The sequence below is a fragment of the Streptomyces sp. NPDC007189 genome, from assembly GCF_040703635.1.
GTDB lineage: Bacteria > Actinomycetota > Actinomycetes > Streptomycetales > Streptomycetaceae > Streptomyces.
This window is the reverse complement of record NZ_JBEYEY010000004.1, coordinates 616,269-634,978: the sequence shown is the minus strand read 5'-3', so window position 1 is coordinate 634,978 and position 18,710 is coordinate 616,269. Positions and strand designations below refer to the sequence as shown.

The 18,710-nt window shown below is 72.9% G+C and carries 17 protein-coding genes; 12 read left to right on the top strand and 5 right to left on the bottom strand.

The window, feature by feature from the left end; translation table 11 throughout:
- From AB0950_RS12045 to AB0950_RS12030, 4 genes are all read left to right on the top strand, one after another.
- A partial coding sequence (locus tag AB0950_RS12045) for an alpha-glucosidase C-terminal domain-containing protein (RefSeq protein ID WP_360145528.1) occupies positions 1 to 558 on the top strand: 558 nt, incomplete at its 5' end.
- 31 nt (positions 559 to 589) lie between these two features.
- A complete protein-coding gene (locus AB0950_RS12040; RefSeq protein ID WP_366778429.1) occupies positions 590 to 1,954 on the top strand; it encodes a maltokinase in 1,365 nt (454 codons plus the stop codon).
- 5 nt (positions 1,955 to 1,959) lie between these two features.
- Positions 1,960 to 4,161 (top strand): 1,4-alpha-glucan branching enzyme, encoded by a 2,202-nt coding sequence (gene glgB, locus AB0950_RS12035; protein WP_366778428.1) that lies wholly within the window; start codon positions 1,960 to 1,962, stop codon positions 4,159 to 4,161.
- A 92-nt stretch (positions 4,162 to 4,253) separates the two neighbouring features.
- A complete protein-coding gene (locus tag AB0950_RS12030) occupies positions 4,254 to 5,342 on the top strand; it encodes a glutamate--cysteine ligase (protein WP_360147112.1) in 1,089 nt (362 codons plus the stop codon).
- A gap of 9 nt (positions 5,343 to 5,351) precedes the next feature.
- Here the strand turns inward: AB0950_RS12030 and AB0950_RS12025 are convergent, their stop codons facing one another.
- Entirely contained in the window at positions 5,352 to 5,585 is a 234-nt protein-coding gene (locus AB0950_RS12025) for a DUF6480 family protein (protein ID WP_330341781.1), read from the bottom strand.
- A gap of 150 nt (positions 5,586 to 5,735) precedes the next feature.
- Here AB0950_RS12025 and AB0950_RS12020 point away from each other — a divergent pair, with 150 nt between their 5' ends.
- The 4 genes from AB0950_RS12020 to AB0950_RS12005 all read left to right on the top strand — a co-directional run bounded on the left by AB0950_RS12020 (position 5,736) and on the right by AB0950_RS12005 (position 12,268).
- On the top strand, positions 5,736 to 7,634 hold the full coding sequence (locus AB0950_RS12020; protein WP_366778427.1) for an AMP-dependent synthetase/ligase: 1,899 nt from the start codon (positions 5,736 to 5,738) through the stop codon (positions 7,632 to 7,634).
- A gap of 161 nt (positions 7,635 to 7,795) precedes the next feature.
- On the top strand, positions 7,796 to 8,230 hold the full coding sequence (locus AB0950_RS12015; protein WP_360145540.1) for an ATP-binding protein: 435 nt from the start codon (positions 7,796 to 7,798) through the stop codon (positions 8,228 to 8,230).
- Between the two features lie 197 nt (positions 8,231 to 8,427).
- The gene (locus AB0950_RS12010; RefSeq protein WP_360145543.1) at positions 8,428 to 9,801 is read left to right on the top strand and encodes an NAD(P)/FAD-dependent oxidoreductase; all 1,374 of its coding nucleotides are present in this window, start codon (positions 8,428 to 8,430) and stop codon (positions 9,799 to 9,801) included.
- A 244-nt stretch (positions 9,802 to 10,045) separates the two neighbouring features.
- Positions 10,046 to 12,268, top strand: coding sequence for an FUSC family protein (locus AB0950_RS12005; RefSeq protein WP_360147115.1), 2,223 nt, complete (start codon positions 10,046 to 10,048; stop codon positions 12,266 to 12,268).
- A 19-nt stretch (positions 12,269 to 12,287) separates the two neighbouring features.
- On the opposite strand, the gene AB0950_RS12000 is transcribed toward AB0950_RS12005, so the two are convergent.
- Together AB0950_RS12000 and AB0950_RS11995 are read right to left on the bottom strand one after the other, a co-directional pair.
- Positions 12,288 to 13,142, bottom strand: coding sequence for an RNA polymerase sigma factor SigF (locus AB0950_RS12000; protein ID WP_366778426.1), 855 nt, complete (start codon positions 13,140 to 13,142; stop codon positions 12,288 to 12,290).
- Positions 13,143 to 13,377: 235 nt separating this feature from the next.
- Entirely contained in the window at positions 13,378 to 13,806 is a 429-nt protein-coding gene (locus tag AB0950_RS11995; RefSeq protein WP_360145549.1) for an ATP-binding protein, read from the bottom strand.
- 124 nt (positions 13,807 to 13,930) lie between these two features.
- Between AB0950_RS11995 and AB0950_RS11990 the strand changes: the two genes are divergently transcribed.
- Together AB0950_RS11990 and AB0950_RS11985 are read left to right on the top strand one after the other, a co-directional pair.
- Positions 13,931 to 14,173, top strand: coding sequence for a hypothetical protein (locus tag AB0950_RS11990; RefSeq protein ID WP_360145552.1), 243 nt, complete (start codon positions 13,931 to 13,933; stop codon positions 14,171 to 14,173).
- A 281-nt stretch (positions 14,174 to 14,454) separates the two neighbouring features.
- Positions 14,455 to 14,913, top strand: a complete 459-nt coding sequence (locus AB0950_RS11985) for a cyclic nucleotide-binding domain-containing protein (RefSeq protein ID WP_360145555.1) — start codon at positions 14,455 to 14,457, stop codon at positions 14,911 to 14,913.
- A gap of 1 nt (position 14,914) precedes the next feature.
- On the opposite strand, the gene AB0950_RS11980 is transcribed toward AB0950_RS11985, so the two are convergent.
- Complete coding sequence (locus AB0950_RS11980) at positions 14,915 to 16,210, bottom strand: MFS transporter (protein ID WP_366778425.1); 1,296 nt, start codon at positions 16,208 to 16,210, stop codon at positions 14,915 to 14,917.
- Between the two features lie 97 nt (positions 16,211 to 16,307).
- Positions 16,308 to 16,925, bottom strand: coding sequence for a LysE family transporter (locus AB0950_RS11975; RefSeq protein ID WP_360145561.1), 618 nt, complete (start codon positions 16,923 to 16,925; stop codon positions 16,308 to 16,310).
- Positions 16,926 to 16,991: 66 nt separating this feature from the next.
- Between AB0950_RS11975 and AB0950_RS11970 the strand changes: the two genes are divergently transcribed.
- Together AB0950_RS11970 and AB0950_RS11965 are read left to right on the top strand one after the other, a co-directional pair.
- Positions 16,992 to 17,876 (top strand): LysR family transcriptional regulator ArgP, encoded by an 885-nt coding sequence (locus tag AB0950_RS11970; RefSeq protein ID WP_366778424.1) that lies wholly within the window; start codon positions 16,992 to 16,994, stop codon positions 17,874 to 17,876.
- Positions 17,877 to 18,224: 348 nt separating this feature from the next.
- Positions 18,225 to 18,482: a WhiB family transcriptional regulator gene (locus AB0950_RS11965; RefSeq protein WP_360145567.1), complete on the top strand. Its 258-nt coding sequence runs from the start codon at positions 18,225 to 18,227 to the stop codon at positions 18,480 to 18,482.
- Positions 18,483 to 18,710: the final 228 nt, after the last annotated feature.

Sequence of the window (18,710 nt, the reverse complement as noted above, 5' to 3'; positions counted from 1 at the left end):
GGCTCGCCGATCCTCTACTACGGCGACGAGATCGGCATGGGCGACAACATCTGGCTCGGCGACCGCGACGCCGTACGCACCCCCATGCAGTGGACCCCCGACCGCAACGCGGGCTTCTCCACGTCCGATCCGGGCCGGCTGTACCTGCCGACGATCATGGACCCGGTCTACGGCTACCAGGTCACCAACGTCGAGGCGTCGATGTCCTCGCCCTCGTCGCTGCTGCACTGGACCCGGCGCATGATCGAGATCCGCAAGCAGAACCCTGCCTTCGGGCTGGGGTCCTACACCGAGCTGCAGTCCTCCAATCCGGCGGTGCTGGCCTTCCTGCGGGAGTACGGCGACGACCTGGTGCTGTGCGTCAACAACTTCTCCCGGTTCGCGCAGCCCACCGAACTCGACCTGCGGGCCTACGACGGGCGGCACCCGGTCGAGCTGATCGGCGGGGTCCGCTTCCCCGCGATCGGTGAACTCCCCTACCTGCTGACCCTGCAGGGCCACGGCTTCTACTGGTTCCGGCTCACCCGAGTCGCATCCCGCATCGGCCGCCGACGCTGAACGACCGGCGCCGAGGAAAGGACGCGTCACCATGCCGAAGACCATCACCGTCCGACCCAGAGCGGTGGCGGGCCCCGACGGCCCCATCGCCTCTCTGGGCGGGCTGCTGCGCGAGTGGCTGCCGAGGCAACGCTGGTTCGCGGGCAAGGACCGGCCCGTCACCGACCTTTCGGTGCTGTCCGTGACCGAGCTGTTCCCGGGATGTCTGCATCTGCTGGTGCACGCCTCGCACGCGCCCGTGCCCACGCCGGGCGGCACTCCCCCGCCCGGTGACTGCTACCAGCTGCTGCTCGGCCTGCACGAGCGCCTCGCCCCCCGGCTGGAGCGGGCGTACATCGGGCGCGCCGGGCAGGGACCCCTCGCCGGGCTCGCGGTGTACGACGCGCTGCACGATCCGCGCTCGGCGCATCTGCTGCTGGAGCGGCTGCGGCAGCCCGGCGCGGCCGGCCCGCTGCGGTTCGAGGCGGACCCGGCCGCCGACGTGCCCGGCGGTCTGCCGCCGCGCCTGCTGGACGCCGAGCAGTCCAACTCCTCGATCGTGTACGGCGACGCGTACATCCTGAAGCTGTTCCGCCGGATCCAGCCGGGCGTCAACCCGGACCTGGAGGTGACGGCCGCACTGGCCGCGCAGGGCTGCACCCGGGTGCCCGCGCCGGTGGCCTGGTTCAGCACGACCGCGCCGCAGCCGGCCACGCTGGGCGTGCTCCAGCCGTTCCTGCCGGACGCGACCGACGGCTGGACGCTGGCGCTGCGCGCGCTCGCCTCCGGCGACGACTTCACCGCCGAGGCCAGTGAGCTGGGCCGGGCGATGGCCGAGGTGCATCTGGCGCTGGCCGAGGCGTTCGGCCCGGCCGGGCCGGGCGAGAACCTGCGTACGGCCGAGGCGATGTGCGCCCGGCTGGACGCGGCCGCGCACGCCGTACCGGGGCTGCTGCCCTTCGTGCCGGGGCTCAGGGCCGCGTTCGCCGCGCTCGCCACCTGCGACACCGGACCGCCCGCGCAGCGCATCCACGGGGACCTGCATCTCGGACAGGTGCTGCGGGCCGGGCGCGACTGGTTCGTCATCGACTTCGAGGGCGAGCCGTCCCGGCCGCTCGCCGAGCGGTGTGCCCCGCAGTCCCCGGTGCGGGACGTGGCGGGGATGCTGCGCTCCTTCGACTACGCGGCCCGGCAGCGCCGCCCCTGGCGACCCGAATGGGCGCGCCGCTGCCGGGAGGCGTTCTGCGCGGGCTACGCGGTCCGCGCCGGCTGGGATCCACGCAAGAAGCACGCGCTGCTGCGCGCGCACGAGACGGACAGGGCGGTCTACGAGGTGCTGTACGAGGCGAGACACCGGCCCGACTGGCTGCCGGTACCGATGGCGGCGATCAAGCGGCTCGCTGTGTGGGGAGGCTGAAGATCATGGCCCTGCGCGACACCGCACTGCCCGAGGCCGCCGGCCCCGCGCCGGTCGAGGCCGCACCGCTCGACCCGGCCGACCGCGGCCGGCTGCTGGGCGGCGCCCACCATGATCCGCACGCCCTGCTGGGCGCCCACCCGGTCCCGGGCGGCACTCTGTTCCGGGCGCTGCGGCCGAACGCGCGCGCGGTGAGCGTCGTCGTCGGCGGGAGACGCAGCGCCCTGCACTCGGAGGGCGACGGCCTGTTCGCGGCCGTCCTGCCGTACCCGGAGATCCCGGCGTACACGCTGCTGGTCGCGTACGACGACGCCGAGCTGGAGGTGCACGACCCCTACTGCTTCCTGCCCGCGCTCGGCGAGCTGGACCTGCATCTGGTCCGGGAGGGCCGGCACGAGCAGCTGTGGCAGGCGCTCGGCGCCGAGCCGATGACGCACCAGGGTGTGGCGGGCACCCGCTTCACCGTGTGGGCGCCCAACGCCCAGGGGGTGCGGGTGGCCGGTGACTTCACGTACTGGGACGGCACGCAGTACCCGATGCGCTCGCTGGGCGCGTCCGGCGTGTGGGAGCTGTTCCTGCCGGGGATCGGGGAGGGCGCCCGGTACAAGTTCGAGATCACCTCGCGCTACGGCCACCGGTTCCTCAAGGCCGACCCGATGGCCCGCGCCACGGAGGTGCCGCCGGACACGGCGTCGGTCGTCACGGCCTCGCGCTACGCGTGGGGCGACGCGGAGTGGATGGCCCACCGGGGCGACACACCGGTGCACGAGGCGCCGTTCTCGGTGTACGAGGTCCATCTGCCGTCCTGGAAGCCGGGACTGACGTACCGTCAACTGGCCGAGGAACTGCCCGCCTACGTCAAGGAGATGGGCTTCACGCATGTGGAGCTGATGCCGGTGGCCGCGCATCCGTTCAGCGGTTCCTGGGGCTACCAGGTCACCTCCTACTACGCGCCGACGCCCCGTCTCGGCTCCCCGGACGACTTCCGGTACCTGGTGGACTCGCTGCACCGGGCCGGCATCGGCGTGATCATGGACTGGGTGCCGGCGCACTTCCCCAAGGACGACTGGGCGCTGGCCCGGTTCGACGGGGATCCGCTGTACGAGCCCGGGAACGCGACCCGCGCCGAGCACCCGGACTGGGGGACGTACGAGTTCGACTACGGCCGCACCGAGGTGCGCAACTTCCTCGTCGCCAACGCCGTGTACTGGTGCGAGGAGTTCCACATCGACGGGCTGCGGGTGGACGCCGTCGCCTCCATGCTCTACCTGGACTACTCGCGGGACTCCGGCCAGTGGGAGCCGAACGTGTTCGGCGGGCGGGAGGACCTGGCCGCGGTCGCCTTCCTGCAGGAGATGAACGCCACCGTCTACCGGCGCTGCCCGGGGGTCGTGACCATCGCCGAGGAGTCCACCGCCTGGGACGGGGTGACCCGGCCGACGGACGGCGGCGGGCTCGGCTTCGGGCTGAAGTGGAACATGGGCTGGATGCACGACTCGCTGCAGTACATCCAGAAGGAGCCGGTGCACCGCAAGTACCACCACAACGAGATGACCTTCTCGATGGTGTACGCCTACAGCGAGAACTACGTCCTGCCGATCTCCCACGACGAGGTCGTGCACGGCAAGCAGGCCCTCGTGTCGAAGATGCCCGGCGACTGGTGGCAGCGGCGCGCCAACCACCGCGCCTACCTGGGCTTCATGTGGGCCCATCCGGGCAAACAGCTGCTGTTCATGGGGCAGGAGTTCGCCCAGGGGGCCGAGTGGTCCGAGGCGCACGGCCCCGAGTGGTGGCTGCTCGCGGACGACTACCACTCGGCGGGCGACCACCGGGGCGTACGGGATCTCGTGCGGGACCTGAACACCGTGTACCGGGCGACCCCGGCGCTGTGGCAGCGGGACACCGATCCGGCGGGCTTCCAGTGGGTGCTGTGCGACGCCGCGGACGACAACGTCTTCGCGTTCCTGCGCTTCGCCGCGGACGGCTCCGCGCTGCTCGCGGTGTCGAACTTCTCCCCCGTCGTCCGGCACGACTACCGGCTGTGGGTCCCGGACTCGGTCCCCGCCTGGCAGGAGGAGCTGAACACCGACGACGTCCGCTACGGCGGCAGCGGCGTCGGCAACGAGGGACCGGTCAAGCCCGAGGACGGGTTCCTGAGGCTCACGCTGCCGCCGCTCGCCACCGTCTGGCTCAGGGCGGAACGCTGAGGCACAGGTGTCGGCGGCCCGCGCAGGGGCAGTCGGGGTCGTGAAGACCCACGACTGCCCCTTATGGCATGGACACGAAAGGGTGGCACCAGGTGCGGACCGTCGGAGTGGAGGAGGAACTCCTCCTGGTCGACCCGGAGAGCGGTGACCCGAAGGCGCTGGCGGCGGCCGTCCTCGCCCGGGTCGCCCATGACGATCCCGGACAGCACGTGTTCGAGAAGGAGCTGTTCCGGCAGATGCTGGAGTTCGCCACGCATCCGCAGGAGGACATGGCGGCCCTGGCCGAGGAGATCGTGCGCTGCCGCAAGGAGGCGGCCCGGCACGCCGGGGAACTCGGCTGCGCGGTCGTGGCCCTGGCCACCTCTCCGCTGCCGGTCAGCCCCTCCTTGAGCGTGAACGACCGCTACGAGTGGCTGGCCGACCGCTACGGGATACCGACCTGGGAGCAGCTGGTGTGCGGCTGCCATGTGCATGTGTGCGTGGAGTCGGACGAGGAGGGCGTCGCCGTCCTCGACCGGATCCGCCCCTGGCTGCCGGTGCTGCGCGCGATCAGCGCGAACTCGCCGTTCTGGCACGGAAAGGACACCAGTTACGCCAGCTATCGCAGCCGGGTGTGGAACCGGTGGCCGTCGGCCGGTCCGACGGAGCCGTTCGGGTCGGCCGAGCGGTACCACCGGCGGGTGGCGGAGATGGTGGCCACCGGCACCCTGCTGGACGAGGGGATGGTCTACTTCGACGCGCGGCTGGCCGTCCGCTATCCGACGGTGGAGATCCGGGTGGCCGACGTGTGCCTGAGCGCGGAGACCGCGGCGCTGATCGCGACGCTGACCCGCGCGCTCGTGGAGACGGCGGCGCGGGACTGGCGGGCGGGCCGGCCGGCGCCCGATCACAGCGTGAGCCTGCTGCGGCTCGCCGACTGGCAGGCCGCCCGGTTCGGGCTGGAGACGGAGCTGCTCGACCCGGCGACCATGCGGCCGGCCCCGGCCGCGCACGTGCTGCGCTCCCTGCTGGAGCACACCGGGGACGCGCTCACGGCCGCCGGTGACGCCGACCGAGCCGAGCAGGGCGTCGCCGAGCTGCTGCGCCGGGGCAACGGCGCACGTGAGCAGCGCAGGCTGCTGGAGCGCACCGGCAGCCTGCGGGACGTCGTCACCGAGTGCGTGCGGCACACCCAGGGCTGAGCGCTCCGGTCAGAGGATCAGCGCCAGGGCGTACGCCAGGAAGCCTGCCGCGATCAGCACGACGACGAGCAGGATGAGCGTCAGCGGGGCCTTGGCCCAGCCACGCGGCGGATTGTGCGTCTCCCGGGGCCCGGCCTCGGGCATGCTGCTCTCGGCGGGCGGGGTCTCGCCGGGCGGTACCGAACCGCCCGGCTCCAGGCCGGTGCTGCGCTCGGGTTCCGGATCGGGGTTCACATGACTCATGTCTGCCGAGTCCCCAGGACACGCCCAGATCATCAGCCGATCACGACTTCCCCGTTCCCGGCACCGAACGCGGTGCTCTGGGCTACATTCGAGCACCGCCGACACAGAGCCGATCGGCGGTGTGACCCTCCGTACACCCAGGAGCAGCGCATGCGTGACGTCGCCCTCGCTCCCGCCGTTGCCCCGCCGCTCACCGGCGGCCTCGCCGACAGCGTCTTCGACATCGCGGACCTGCGTCCCGCCCTGCCGGTGCTCGCGTACCGGCTGGACTCCGCCGCCACCACGTGGCAGGAGGTGACGGCCGTGGAGCTGCGGGACGAGGTGGTCGACCTGGCCAAGGGCCTGATCGCCGCCGGGATATCCCCGGGCCACCGGGTGGCCCTGATGTCCCGCACCCGCTACGAGTGGACCGTGCTCGCCCACGCGCTGTGGGCGGTGGGCGCGGAGATCGTGCCGATCCATCCGACGTCCTCGCGCGACCAGGTCGAGTGGATCCTGCGGGACGCCGGCTGTGTGGCCGTGGTCGTGGAGGACGAGCAGGGCGTGATGACGGTCGGCACGGTGTGCGCGGGCCTGCCGCGGCTGCGCCACGTCTGGCAGCTGGACGCGGGCGCCCTGCCCGACCTCGTCGAGCGGGGCGCTGTGGTGCCGTACACGACCGTGGAGTCGCTGCGCCGGATCGTGCTGCCGGACGCCACGGCGGCGGTCGTCTACACCTCCGGCACCTCCGGCCGCGCCCAGGGCTGTGCGCTCAGCCACCGCAACCTCGCCTACCCCTGCGACACGCTGCTGGCCGGCTGGCTGCACACCGCGGCCCCGCCGGGCGAGCAGCCGTCGGTCCTGGCGTTCCTGCCGTTCTCCCATGTGTACGGCCTCATGATCATGCTGACCTGTGTGCGCGGCGGCGTGCTGATGGCGCACGAGCCGGAGCTGACCGAGGAGTCGCTGGCGTCGGCGCTGGCCACGTTCCGGCCGACGTACCTGTACGGCGTGCCGTCGGTCTTCGAGAGGCTGTACAAGAAGTTCCTGCGGACCGCCCAGCAGACGGGCCGGGGCGCCCTGTTCGAGCGGGCCGCGCAGACCGCCCGGGACTTCGCGGCGGCCGAGGAGCGCCGCCGGCTGGGCACCGGGCCGGGTCCCGGGTTCGACCTCAGGGTGCAGCACGCCCTGTTCGAGCGGACGGTGTACCGCAGGCTGCGCGCGGCGCTCGGCGGGCGGGTGGTGCGCGGCACCTCGGGCGGTTCCGCGCTCAGCCGCGAGCTGACCCTGTTCTACGAGGGCATCAGCGTGTTCCTCAACGACGGATACGGCCTGACCGAGGCGTCCGGCGGGATCACCATGCAGCCGCTCGGCAGGGAGAAGTCCGGGACGGTGGGCCGGCCGCTGCCGGGCACGGAGGTCCTGGTGGCCGACGACGGGGAGATCCTGGTGCGCGGTCCGTCGGTGTTCCAGGGCTATGTCGGCGACGAGCAGGCGACACGGGCCGCGCTGCGCGGCGGCTGGCTGGCCACGGGGGACATCGGGCGGCTGGACTCGGAGGGCTATCTGACGATCACCGGGCGCAAGAAGGACATCATCGTCACCAGCGGCGGCAAGAGCGTCGCCCCGGGCCCGCTGGAGCAGCGGCTGCGGATGCATCCGCTGGTCCACCAGGCGGTGGTGATCGGCGACGACCGGCCGTGCGTCGGCGCGCTGATCACCCTGGACCCGGACTTCCTCGCGCACTGGCGGGGCGCGCTCGCGTTGCAGGGGGACAGTCCGGGCCGGGAGAGCCGCGAGGAGAACGCGCTGCGGGAGGAGATCGCGCGGGCCGTCGCCTCGGCCAACAGCGCCGTGTCCCGCGCGGAGTCGATCAGGGTGTACCGGGTGCTCCAGGAGCCGTTCGCCGCCGACAACGGGCTGCTCACCCCGTCGATGAAGCTGCGCCGGGAGGCGATCGTGCGGCACTACGCCGCGGAGATCGACGCGATGTACGAGGCGCGGTCCCGCAGGGCGCGGGTCCCGCAGGAACCGGCGGACTGGGACGAACCGGACGACGTCTTCCGCTGACCTCCCCTGCGAGGGGGAGGTGCTGTGAGGAGGGACCGATGCGGACGGGTAGGCTCCCCCCGCCGGGGGAACCCGCTGCCGCAGAATGAGATCAGCACCTACGACCGTCCGGGCGGCAGGGGTCTGGCCGAGGCCCGCACGCCCGGACCGGGGATTGCGAGATGGCGACGGAGCCGCGCGGGGACGACACACCGCCTTCGGAGGACTGGTACGAGCGCACCTTCTCCTTCGGTGGTGAGTTGCGCAATGTCACGGAGGCCCGGCTCGCCGCGGAGGAGTTCCTCTGCGCGCTCGCCGCGCACGCGCCGCCCGCGGCGCCCGAGTACTGGGACGACATACTGCTGGTGGTCACCGAGCTGGCGGCGAACGCGATCCAGTACGCGCCCGGGCCGTTCGGGCTGCGGATGCGCCGCACCTTCGACGGGGTGCACGTGACGATGCGCGACAGCAGCACGACCAAGCCGGAGCCGCGGCCCTTCCACCCCCGCACGGGCGGCGGCGGTATCGGCTGGCACCTGGTGCACACGCTGTGCACACAGGTCAGCGTCGTCGTGCACGACGAGGGCAAGGACATCCACGTGTTCCTGCCCTGGTGACCGCCCGCCTACCACGTGTAGGCGGGCGCCGGCCGGTTACTTGGCCCCAGTCGGGGCAGGTTGGTGTCCACACGTTCGTCTGCCTGCCGTACCCAGCTGGCGGGACGGCCCGGGGCACGGTGGGATCGAGGGTGGTGTGCACCGATCCAGGGCAAGCGAACGGCGTCGAGTCGGACCGCCTGGAGCCGCAGAAAGGGATGAACACCGTGACACGACCCAGGATCCTGGTGGTTGGCGCAGGCTTCGCCGGAGTCGAGTGCGTCCGCCGCCTGGAGCGGAAGCTCTCTCCCGCCGAGGCCGACGTCACCCTGGTGACGCCGAACTCCTATCAGCTGTACCTGCCGCTGCTGCCCCAGGTCGCCTCCGGCGTCCTCACGCCGCAGTCGATCGCGCTGAGCCTGCGCCGCAGCAAGAAGTACCGCACCCGGATCATCCCCGGCGGCGCGATCGGCGTGGACCTGAAGGAGAAGGTGTGTGTCGTCCGCACCATCACCGACAAGATCGTCAACGAGCGCTACGACTACATCGTGCTGGCGCCCGGCAGTGTGACCCGGACCTTCGACATCCCCGGGCTGACCGAGCACGCCTTCGGCATGAAGACCCTCGCCGAGGCCGCCTACATCCGCGACCACGTCATCACGCAGCTCGACCTCGCGGACGCCAGCGACGACCCCGCCGAGCGGGCCGCGCGGCTGCAGTTCGTGGTGGTCGGCGGCGGGTACGCCGGCACCGAGACCGCCGCCTGTCTGCAACGGCTCACGCACGCCGCCGTACAGCGTTACCCGCGTCTGGACCCCGGGCTGATCAGGTGGCATCTGATCGACATCGCGCCCAAGCTGATGCCGGAGCTGGGCGAGAAGCTCGGCCGCAGCGCGCAGGAGATCCTGGGGCGGCGCGGCATCGAGGTGTCGCTCGGGGTGTCGATCGAGAAGGCCGGCGCGGAGGAGGTCACCTTCACCGACGGCCGGGTGGTGCCGACGCACACGCTGATCTGGACCGCCGGCGTGGTGGCGAGCCCGCTGATGGCCACGCTCGGGGCGGAGACGGTGCGCGGCCGGCTGGCGGTCACGCCCGAGATGTGCCTGCCGGGCTATGACGGGGTGTTCGCGCTCGGCGACTCGGCCGCCGTACCGGATCTGGCCAAGGGTGACGGCGCGGTCTGCCCGCCCACCGCACAGCACGCCATGCGCCAGGGCAAGCGGGTCGCCGAGAACGTCATCGCGACGCTGCGGGGTCAGCCGATGCAGCCGTATGCGCACCGCGACCTGGGGCTCGTGGTCGACCTCGGCGGCAAGGACGCGGTGTCCAAGCCGCTCGGCATCGAGCTGCGCGGGGTGCCGGCCCAGGCGGTGGCCCGCGGCTACCACTGGTCGGCGCTGCGCACCAACGTCGCCAAGGCCCGGGTGATGACCAACTGGATGCTGAACGCGGTGGCCGGTGACGACTTCGTCCGCACCGGCTTCCAGGCCCGCAAGCCGGCCCGGCTGAAGGACTTCGAGTTCACCGACGCCTACCTGACACCGGAACAGGTACGGGCCCAGGCGGAGGGCAAGGCCCTGGACAGCCCGTGAGGTGACGGGGATCTCCCGAGACCGCCGATCACCTTCCCGGGGGTCGGCGGTCTTGTCCGGTGACCGATGAACGCTCGAGTCCGCACACGGTCTCGGGCACGGGCACGCCCGCGCCCTGGTGGCCGCGGCCCTTGCCGAGGGCGGGTAACCCGGACCGGCGTGCGATGCTGGACCGGAGATCGATTTCCGGCACGGGAGAGAGCGCGGCGGAGTGAGCACAGCGGGGCGACCTGGGCGGGTACGGATGTGGGACCGGCTCGCGGCGTCCGATCCCGGGCTGCTCAGGCTGACGGCGGGAGCGCGCACGGTCACCGCGATCGCGCTCACCCTCTCCGTCCTGGCCGTCCTGCGGGTTCCGGTGCCCCATCTGGTCGCCGGCGCCATGGCGGCGATGGTGTCGACCTTCGCCATCCGCGAGAAGCAGCGCCCCCAGCAGGCGGTGACCCTCGCGCTCGGCCTGCCGGTGGCGCTGGCGTCGGTGTCGCTGGGCGCGCTGCTGAACCAACGGGTCGTCGCCGGCGACCTGTTCTTCGTCGCCCTGATCTTCTGCGCGGTCTACGGCCGCCGGTTCGGCGACCGCGGCACGGCGCTCGGCCTGATCGGCTTCCAGGTCTACTTCCTGTCGCTGTTCGTGCATGCGACCGCCTCGGCGCTGCCCGCGCTGTACGGCGTCATCTGCGTGGCGTTCGCGTGCAGCGCCGCCGCGCGTTTCGTGCTGCTGCCGCAGACCCCGGCGGGCACCCTGGACCGGCTGCGGCGGGCCTTCCGGGCCCGGCTCGCCCAGCTGATCGCCGTCCAGGCCGAGTTGCTGGACGCCGGTCCCGACGACGTCGACAAGGTCCTGGACGACCTGCGCACCGCCACCGCGCGGCTGCACGAGACGGCGCTGATGATCCAGGGGCGGCTGGAGGACGGCACCTCGGACGCGGCGGCGGCCCGGCTGCTGCAACGGCGGGTCGCGGACGCCGAGATCGCCTCGGAGCGGCTCGGGCTGCTGCTGCTCACGGCGCGCAGCGCCGAGCGGACCGACACGCTGACCCTGCATCTGCCGGGCGCCGCGCTGCCGTCGGGCGGTGAGCTGCCGGTGCGGGACGAGGCGTCGAAGGCGCTGCGCCGGGACCTGCAGGCGCTGCGGCTGCTGATGCTGCGGCCGGTCGGCGAGGCCCGCGGCACCGCGCTCGCCCATGTGCGCAACCGGCTGCTCGGCTACCGCGAGGAGGAGAACCTGCCGAAGGCCTCGCCGGCCGTGCAGGACGTCTTCCGCGGGCTGGGTGAGGCCGCACGGGCCGCGCTGGGTCTGCGGACGGCGCTGGAGGGGCCGCAGGACGAGTCCGACGACACCCCGGCGACGATCCGCTCGCGCGAGGAGCTGGAGGCGGAGGACGCCGCGATCGAGGCGGGCGAGGAGGCCGAGGCGCAGGAGCCGGAGCCGGCCGGACTGGAGCGGCCCACCACACGGGCCGCGGTCCAGGTGGCCGTCGGCTCGGCGCTGGCCATCGTGGGCGGCGAGCTGCTGTCCAGTCAGCGCTGGTACTGGGCGGTGCTGACCTGCTGGATCGTGTTCCTCAACACCGCCTCGACCGGTGAGATCCTGGTCAAGGGCTACCGGCGGCTGCTGGGCACGGTGCTCGGGGTGGTGGCGGGCATCGGGCTCGCCGCTCTGGTCGGGCACCACACGTGGACGGCGTTCGCGCTGGTGCTGGCGTTGATCTTCGCGATGTTCTACACGGCGCCGCTGTCGTACACGCTGATGTCGTTCTTCGTCACCGCGATGCTGGGGCTGCTCTACACCCTGCTGAACACCTACAGCATGGCGGTGCTGGTGCTGCGGGTGGAGGAGACGGCGCTCGGCGCGGCCTGCGGGGTGATCGCGGCGGCGGTGGTGCTGCCGGTCCGCACGGACCGCCGTACCAACGAACTCCTCGTCACGGTCCTGGAGCGGCTCGCCGGGGTCACCCGGTCCGCCGTCGACCAGCTGAGCGGCGGGGCGAGCGCCGATCTGGTGGAGCAGGCGCGCGATCTGGACCAGGCGCTGGCCGATCTGCGCGCGGCCACCAAGCCGCTGACCCATCCGATCACGCCGCTGCGCGCCCGCCGGGACACCGCCCGGTACGTGGTGGCGCTGCTGGAGACCTGCGCCTACCACGGGCGCTCGCTCGCGGCGACCGCGGAGCTGCTGCCGACGCACCCGTCGATCGCGGCGGATCCCCGGCTGCGCGGGGCGTGCGCGCGGATCGTGCGCAACATCGAGGCGATCGCCGCGCACGTCGCCGACCCGCGGGCCGGGGCGCGGATCGAGTCCGGCTCCAGCATCGCCTCGATGCTGGAGCCGGGAACCCTGCGCACCCCGCGCTACGGCCGGGTGACCGACCGGGTGCTGCGCCATCTGCAGCGGCTGGACGAGGCGGTGGTGGGGCTGGCGCGGCCGCTGGGTCTCGCCACCGCGCCGGGCCGGCCGAAGCGGTGACGGCCGGCCGGGCGGGCGTTCAGGCCGGCCCGTTCCCGCCCGCGCGCCGTCCCATGACCTCGTCGCGCACGCGGGCGCAGCTGCGGCTGATGAGCCGGGAGACGTGCATCTGGGAGATGCCCAGCTGGTCGGCGATGCGGCTCTGCGTCATGTCCTCGAAGAACCGCATGTAGAGGATGGCCCGCTCGCGCTCGGGGAGCCGGCGCAGCCCCTCCTTGGCGGCCTCGCGGTCGACCACGACGTCGAAGGAGGCGTCCGTGGCGCCGAGGGTGTCGGCGAGGCTGTAGCCGTCGTCGCCGGTGGACAGTTCGGCGTCCAGGGACAGGGTGCTGAAGCTCTCCAGCGCCTCCAGGCCCGCGGCGACCTCCTCCTCGCTCAGGCCCGTGTGCGCGGCGATGTCGGCGACGGTGGGTTCGGGGCTGCCGGGGTTCTGGGTGAGTTCGCGGCGGGCCACCCGCACCCGGTTGCGCAGTTCCTGCACCCGGCGCGGCACCCTGAGGGCCCACATCCGGTCCCGGAAGTGCCGCTTGACCTCGCCGGTGATGGTGGGCACGGCGTAGCTCTCGAAGGCCCCGCGGGACGGGTCGAAGCGGTCGACGGCCTTGACCAGCCCGAGTGCGGCCACCTGCCGCAGGTCCTCGACGGACTCGCCCCGGTCCCGGAAGCGGGACGCGATCCGGTGGGCCATGGGCAGCCAGGCTTCGACGAGTTCGTCGCGTACGGCGTCCCGTTCGGGGCCGTCGTCCAGTTCCGCCAGCCGGGCGAACAGGGCCGCGGTGTCGGGGGCGTCGTCGTGGGGCCGCCGTGTGGACGTGGTGGTGGCGGAGTCCTTGGTGGGCGTGCCGGGACGGCTTGTCGGCATGTCGGTCAGCATGCGGAATCGCTCCTGAACGTGGTTTCAGGGCACACCAAACCGGAAGCGAGGTTCCGGAGCGTGGCCCGAACGGTGGTGTCAGGTTCGCCGCGGGATCGTGGCCCGGGCCGCCGGGAGGCGGACCCGGGCGGTCATACGAGTCCCGCCGGGTGCGCGCCTCCGGTCCGAAGCACGAGATTCCGCCTGCCCCCCGGCCCGCGGAGCAAACACCACTTCGCGGAACTTCCGCGCGGTTTCAGTGCAGCGGCACGACGGCCGTGATCCGCTTGCCCCCGCAGGGCAGCTGGGCCACCCGGACGTCCCGGGCCAGCCGGCACACGATGGGCCAGCCGCGGCCGTGAAGTCGGCCCGGGCCGTCGGCGGGCGGGGCGGCCATCGGCATCTCGTCGCTGTTGTCGCTCACCGAGACGCGTACGCCGCCGGAGTCGACGTCGACGTCGAAGCCGGTGATGCCGCCGCCGTGCAGGATGGCGTTGGTGGCGAGTTCGGAGGTGACGAGCAGGGCGTCCTCCATGGCGTCGGCACCGCAGGGGATGGCGCGCGCCCGGCACCGTTCGGCCACCACACACTCCACGGCTCTGCGGGCGTCGGCCGGCCGGGACGGCAGTCGGCGGCACGGGTCCGGCCGTGTCGTGGGGGCGCTGTTCCGGTGGGTGGCGCGCATCCCTACCTCCCTGGGCGGTGCCGGGATTGTTACCATGCCTCCTTTTCGGCTGACCCCTGTGGGCGCCCTCAAACACATGCCGTGCTCGTGTCATCACCGCGGACCTGCCGGGTATGAGACCGGTATGACCGATGTCGTGGACGCGGACGAGTTGTTGCGGCGCATCCAGCGGGGCCGGGACCACGCGGCCGACGAGGAGAAGGCCTGGCGGGAGCGCGCGCAGAGCCTGACGGCGACGGACCCGGACGCTGCGCGGGAGGCGGCGGTCCGGGCGTGGGCGTTCGAGGCGGTGGGGCGGGTGCTGACGGAGATCACCTGCCCGGGCAGGCAGCCACCCGCTGCCGGAGGCGTGAAACAGGTCACGTAACCCGCTACCGATTGGTAGAAAGACCATCGGATGGTTTATCGTTCATACATACGTGGTGCCGGAGGTGACCGGAACCGTCCTTCCTCCCTCCCCGCGCGCCACCGCATACGGCCCTGGCTGGTTTCCCCCGTCCAGCCAGGGCTTTTTGCTGCCCGGAAACGGCACCTGACCGGGGGCGCGCCGGGACGCGCCGGGCCCTTCGAGGTGCCCGGTGGGGCGGCAGCGGCTGAAATGGGCTTAGGGGAACCACCCGAACCGCCGCCGGCGAGGAGTCCCGCGCCATGACCAAAGCGATCAAACTGCTCACCGCCCTGCCCCAGGCACAGCGCGAGCGCCTGATGGAACTGGCCAAGGAGGTCTCGTTCCGGGAGGACACCCGCATCTTCGAGGCGGGCGGTACCGCCGACCGGTTCTGGGTGATCCGCTCGGGCGCGGTCCATCTCGACACCCAGGTCACCTCACGGCGGCGGGTGACGGTGGCCTCGCTCGGCGCCGGCGACCTGCTCGGCTGGTCGTGGCTGTTCCCGCCGTACCAGTGGGACTTCGGCGCGGTGGCCTTCACCGACGTACGCGCCTACGAGTTCGACGGGCCCTCCGTGCTCGCCGTGTGCGTGGAGGACCCCCTGCTCGGACTGTCGCTGGTGCGCACGGTGGCCGAGATCCTCGCCCACCGCCTGGAGACCACCCGCGGCAAGCTGATGGACCAGTACGCCATCCAGCGCCGCACGGGTCCGCTGTAGCTCAGATGCGGTACCGGCGCAGCGCCGGTACGGCGGCCGCCAGGGCCAGCATCACCACGACGACCAGGGCGCCGCCGCCCGCCACCGCGGCGCGCGGGCCGAAGGCCGAGCCGGCCGTGCCGTGCAGTACGTCGGCCAGGCGCGGGCCGCCCGCGACGACCACCGTGAACACGCCCTGCATCCGGCCGCGCATCTCGTCGGTGGCCGCCGACAGCAGGATCGCGCCGCGGAACACCATCGAGACCATGTCGGCGACGCCCGCCGCGGCGAGGAAGGCGAGGGCCGCCCAGAGGTTGCCGCTCAGGCCGAACCCGGCGATGGCCACGCCCCAGCCGACGACCGCCCCGATGACCATCCAGCCGTGCCGGCGGGCCCGCGAGAACACCCCGGAGAACAGTCCGCCGAGCACCGCGCCGACCGGGATGCCGGCGAACAGCACGCCGAGCGCCAGCCCCTCGCCCCAGGAGTGGTACGTCTCGGCCGCGAGCTGCGGGAACAGGGCGCGCGGCATGCCGAACACCATGGCGACGATGTCGGCGAGGAAGGACAGCAGCAGCACCTTGTGCCGGGACATGTACTGGAAGCCCGCGGCGATCTCGCGCACTCCGGCCCGGCGGGAGGCGTCGCCGAGCGGCGGCAGCGCGGGCAGCCCGAAGACGGCCCACACGGTCACGCACAGCGCCACGGCGTCGATGAGGTACAGCTCGGGCAGCCCGATGACCGGGATCAGCACGCCGGCCAGCAGCGGGCCCGCGACCAGGCCGGTCTGCATCACCGTGGAGCCGAGCGCGTTGGCGGCGGGCAACTGCCCGGCCGGGACCAGCCGGGCGATGGAGGCGTTGCGGGCGGGCGCGTTGAGCCCGAAGAACGCCTGCTGCAGCGCGAGCAGCACCATCAGTACGGCGACCGAGTCGAGCCCGGTGACCGCCTGCGCCCAGAACAGCAGCGAGGTCACCGCGATGCCGCAGTTGGTGACCAGCAGCAGCTTGCGGCGGTCCACGGTGTCGGCGACCGCCCCGCCCCACAGTGCGAACGCCACCATGGGCACGAGCCCGGCGAGGCTCGCGTAGCCGACCCAGGCCGAGGAGTGCGTGACGTCGTAGATCTGCTTGGGCACGGCCACGGCGGTGAGCTGGCTGCCGACGGCGGTGACGATCGTCGACGTCCACAGGCGCCGGTAGGCGGGGATGCGCAACGGACGGGTGTCCATCGCCCAGCGGCGCCAGCCGCGCCGGGGCGGGGCCGCCGGGTCCGGCGCGGTGTCGCGTTCGGTGGTGCTGCTCTCGCTCGTGTCCACGGGTGTCCTGTTGCGCATAGATGTTGTCGGCTACATCTTTTCGATTCGAGAGCCTAACTATCTCAGCAACCCCTGTGCACGCCGAACTGGTGTGGCCTCAGGATCCGGTCATGAGCGTGGCTCCCAGCGCCAGCATGGTGACGGCGACCAGGCCGTCCAGCACCCGCCAGGCCGCCGGCCGGGCCAGGAAGCGGCCGAGCAGCCGGGCGCCGAAGCCGAGCGCGGCGAACCAGCACAGGCTGGCGAGCGCAGCGCCGAGCCCGAAGGTCCAGCGCAGCGCGCCCCGGTCGGCGGCGAGCGAGCCGAGCAGGAACACGGTGTCCAGGTAGACATGCGGGTTCAGCCAGGTCATCGCCAGGCAGGTGAGCACCGCGCGGCGCCGGGAGCCGGCGGCCTCCCCCTCGGTGCTCAGTCCCGCCACGGCCGGCCTGAGCACCCGGCGGCCGGCGAGGAGGCCGTAGCAGAGCAAGAAAAGTCCGCCGACGATCCCGACCGCCCGGACCGCGCCCGGCCACGCCACCACGACCGCCCCCACTCCCCCGACGCCGAGGGCGATGAGCACCGCGTCGGACAGGGCGCAGATGCCCACCACCGCGAGAACGGCGTCCCGGCGCACCCCCTGCCGCAGGACGAAGGCGTTCTGGGCGCCGATGGCGACGATCAGCGACAGGCCGGTGCCGAATCCGGCGGCAGCGGCGGTCAGTGCGTGGTTCATGCGCTCGACGCTAAGGAGAGCTGGTGCTCAAGTACAGCTAAAGATTCTTAAGTATCCTTAGCTTTCGTGATGCCAGACCTGCCGCTGGACCAGATCCGGACGCTGCTCGCCGTGGTGGACGAAGGCACCTTCGACGCCGCGGCCGCCGCCCTGCACGTGACGCCGTCGGCGGTCAGCCAGCGGGTCAAGGCGCTCGAACAGCGCACCGGCCGGGTGCTGCTGCAGCGCACCAAACCGGTGCGGCCCACGGAGTCTGGCGCGGTGCTGGTCCGGTACGCCCGGCAGCTCGCGCGGCTGGAGCGGGACGCCTGGGGGGAACTGGGGCTGAGCGGCGCCGGGGAGCCGACCCGGGTGTCGGTGGCGGTCAACGCCGACTCGCTGGCGACCTGGTTCCTGCCGGCGCTGACCCGGGTGCCGGGCCTCTGCTTCGAGCTGCACCGGGAGGACGAGGACCACACGGCGGCCCTGCTGCGCGAGGGGCTGGTGATGGCGGCGGTGACCACCGCGGCCGATCCGGTGCCGGGCTGCGCGGTCCGGCCGCTCGGCAGGATGCGGTATCTCCCCGTCGCCGCGCCGGAGTTCACCGCGGCCCACCTCGACGGGCGGCCACTGCCCGACGCCCTGCCCGAGGCGCCCGTCGTCGTCTTCGACCGCAAGGACGACTTCCAGGACGCCTTCGTGCGCCGGCTCGGCCGGGGCGCCGCCGGTCCGCTCAGGCACCTCGTGCCCACCTCGGAGGGGTTCCTGGACGCGGTCGCCGCCGGGCTCGGCTGGGGCATGGTCCCGGAGGTCCAGGCCGAACCGCTGCTTGCGGAGGGCCGGCTGGTGCTGCTGGCCCGGGAGTGGATGGACGCCACGCTGTACTGGCAGCAGTGGAGGCTGGACTCCCCCGCGCTGGCCGCGCTGGCCGAGGCGGTGACGGCGACGGCGGCCTCGGCGCTGCGCCGCTGACGCACCCGGTGCGTTTTATCCGTTTCGCACCTCCGGAGGCGCCCCGCGGAGTACGGTGGTCGGGCGGTGGCGCGGCGGACGGCGGTCCCGGCCGGTTCTCGCCCCCAACTCCGCGCCGCCGGCGCCCGGTCGGGTACGGGCGGCCCCGGCCCCGTGGCTGTTCGCCCCGTTCCCCGGCCTGTTGAGCGCGTACGGCTCGCCTCGCGCCGTGCGCGTGCCCGTGGCCGGATCGCGGTGTCGCGCGATTCCCCCTGGGGTGCGGCCGTTTCACGCCGCCCCGACCGGTCACCCGAACCCGCAGTGCATACGACAGGCACGGACGACTTCCATCCGATCCAGGAGACTTCCATGGAGAACTGGCGCGACCATGCCGCGTGCCGTCGCGAGGACCCCGACCTGTTCTTCCCCGTCGGCACCACCGGGCCGGCGCAGGTGCAGACCCAGCGGGCGAAGGCGGTCTGCGAGCAGTGCCCCGTCCGCGAGCCCTGCCTGGACTGGGCGTTGGAGACGGGCCAGAGCATCGGCATCTGGGGCGGAACGACCGAACTGGAACGCCGGGCCCTGCACCGCCGAGCCCGCGCCCGCTCCCGCCCCCACTCCGGCTGACGCCCTGACGCCGACCGCCCGGCCACGCCCGGGCGAACCACCGCCGCTCCGGCCGGCCGGCTCCGGGCGGTTCCACCTGGGAATGCTCCGGCCGGTTCGGCTCCGACCGCGCCGGCGTGGACACCGGCCCAGGGCACTCCGGCAGCCCAGCCCCGGCCGCGCTCCGGCGGGTCCAAGCCCGCCCCGGCTCCGGGCGCTTCCACCCGGGCACGCTCCGGCCGGTTCGGC

What these genes read in the sequence shown, in the direction of transcription:
- AB0950_RS11965 (WP_360145567.1), top strand. Translation starts at nt 18,225, where the DNA reads ATGGAGAACTGGCGCGACCATGCCGCGTGCCGTCGCGAGGACCCCGAC.
- glgB (WP_366778428.1), top strand. Translation starts at nt 1,960, where the DNA reads ATGGCCCTGCGCGACACCGCACTGCCCGAGGCCGCCGGCCCCGCGCCG.
- AB0950_RS12020 (WP_366778427.1), top strand. Translation starts at nt 5,736, where the DNA reads ATGCGTGACGTCGCCCTCGCTCCCGCCGTTGCCCCGCCGCTCACCGGC.
- AB0950_RS12005 (WP_360147115.1), top strand. Translation starts at nt 10,046, where the DNA reads ATGTGGGACCGGCTCGCGGCGTCCGATCCCGGGCTGCTCAGGCTGACG.
- AB0950_RS12010 (WP_360145543.1), top strand. Translation starts at nt 8,428, where the DNA reads ATGAACACCGTGACACGACCCAGGATCCTGGTGGTTGGCGCAGGCTTC.
- AB0950_RS11995 (WP_360145549.1), bottom strand. Translation starts at nt 13,806, where the DNA reads ATGCGCGCCACCCACCGGAACAGCGCCCCCACGACACGGCCGGACCCG.
- AB0950_RS11990 (WP_360145552.1), top strand. Translation starts at nt 13,931, where the DNA reads ATGACCGATGTCGTGGACGCGGACGAGTTGTTGCGGCGCATCCAGCGG.
- AB0950_RS12025 (WP_330341781.1), bottom strand. Translation starts at nt 5,585, where the DNA reads ATGAGTCATGTGAACCCCGATCCGGAACCCGAGCGCAGCACCGGCCTG.
- AB0950_RS11985 (WP_360145555.1), top strand. Translation starts at nt 14,455, where the DNA reads ATGACCAAAGCGATCAAACTGCTCACCGCCCTGCCCCAGGCACAGCGC.
- AB0950_RS12040 (WP_366778429.1), top strand. Translation starts at nt 590, where the DNA reads ATGCCGAAGACCATCACCGTCCGACCCAGAGCGGTGGCGGGCCCCGAC.
- AB0950_RS12015 (WP_360145540.1), top strand. Translation starts at nt 7,796, where the DNA reads ATGGCGACGGAGCCGCGCGGGGACGACACACCGCCTTCGGAGGACTGG.
- AB0950_RS11975 (WP_360145561.1), bottom strand. Translation starts at nt 16,925, where the DNA reads ATGAACCACGCACTGACCGCCGCTGCCGCCGGATTCGGCACCGGCCTG.
- AB0950_RS12000 (WP_366778426.1), bottom strand. Translation starts at nt 13,142, where the DNA reads ATGCTGACCGACATGCCGACAAGCCGTCCCGGCACGCCCACCAAGGAC.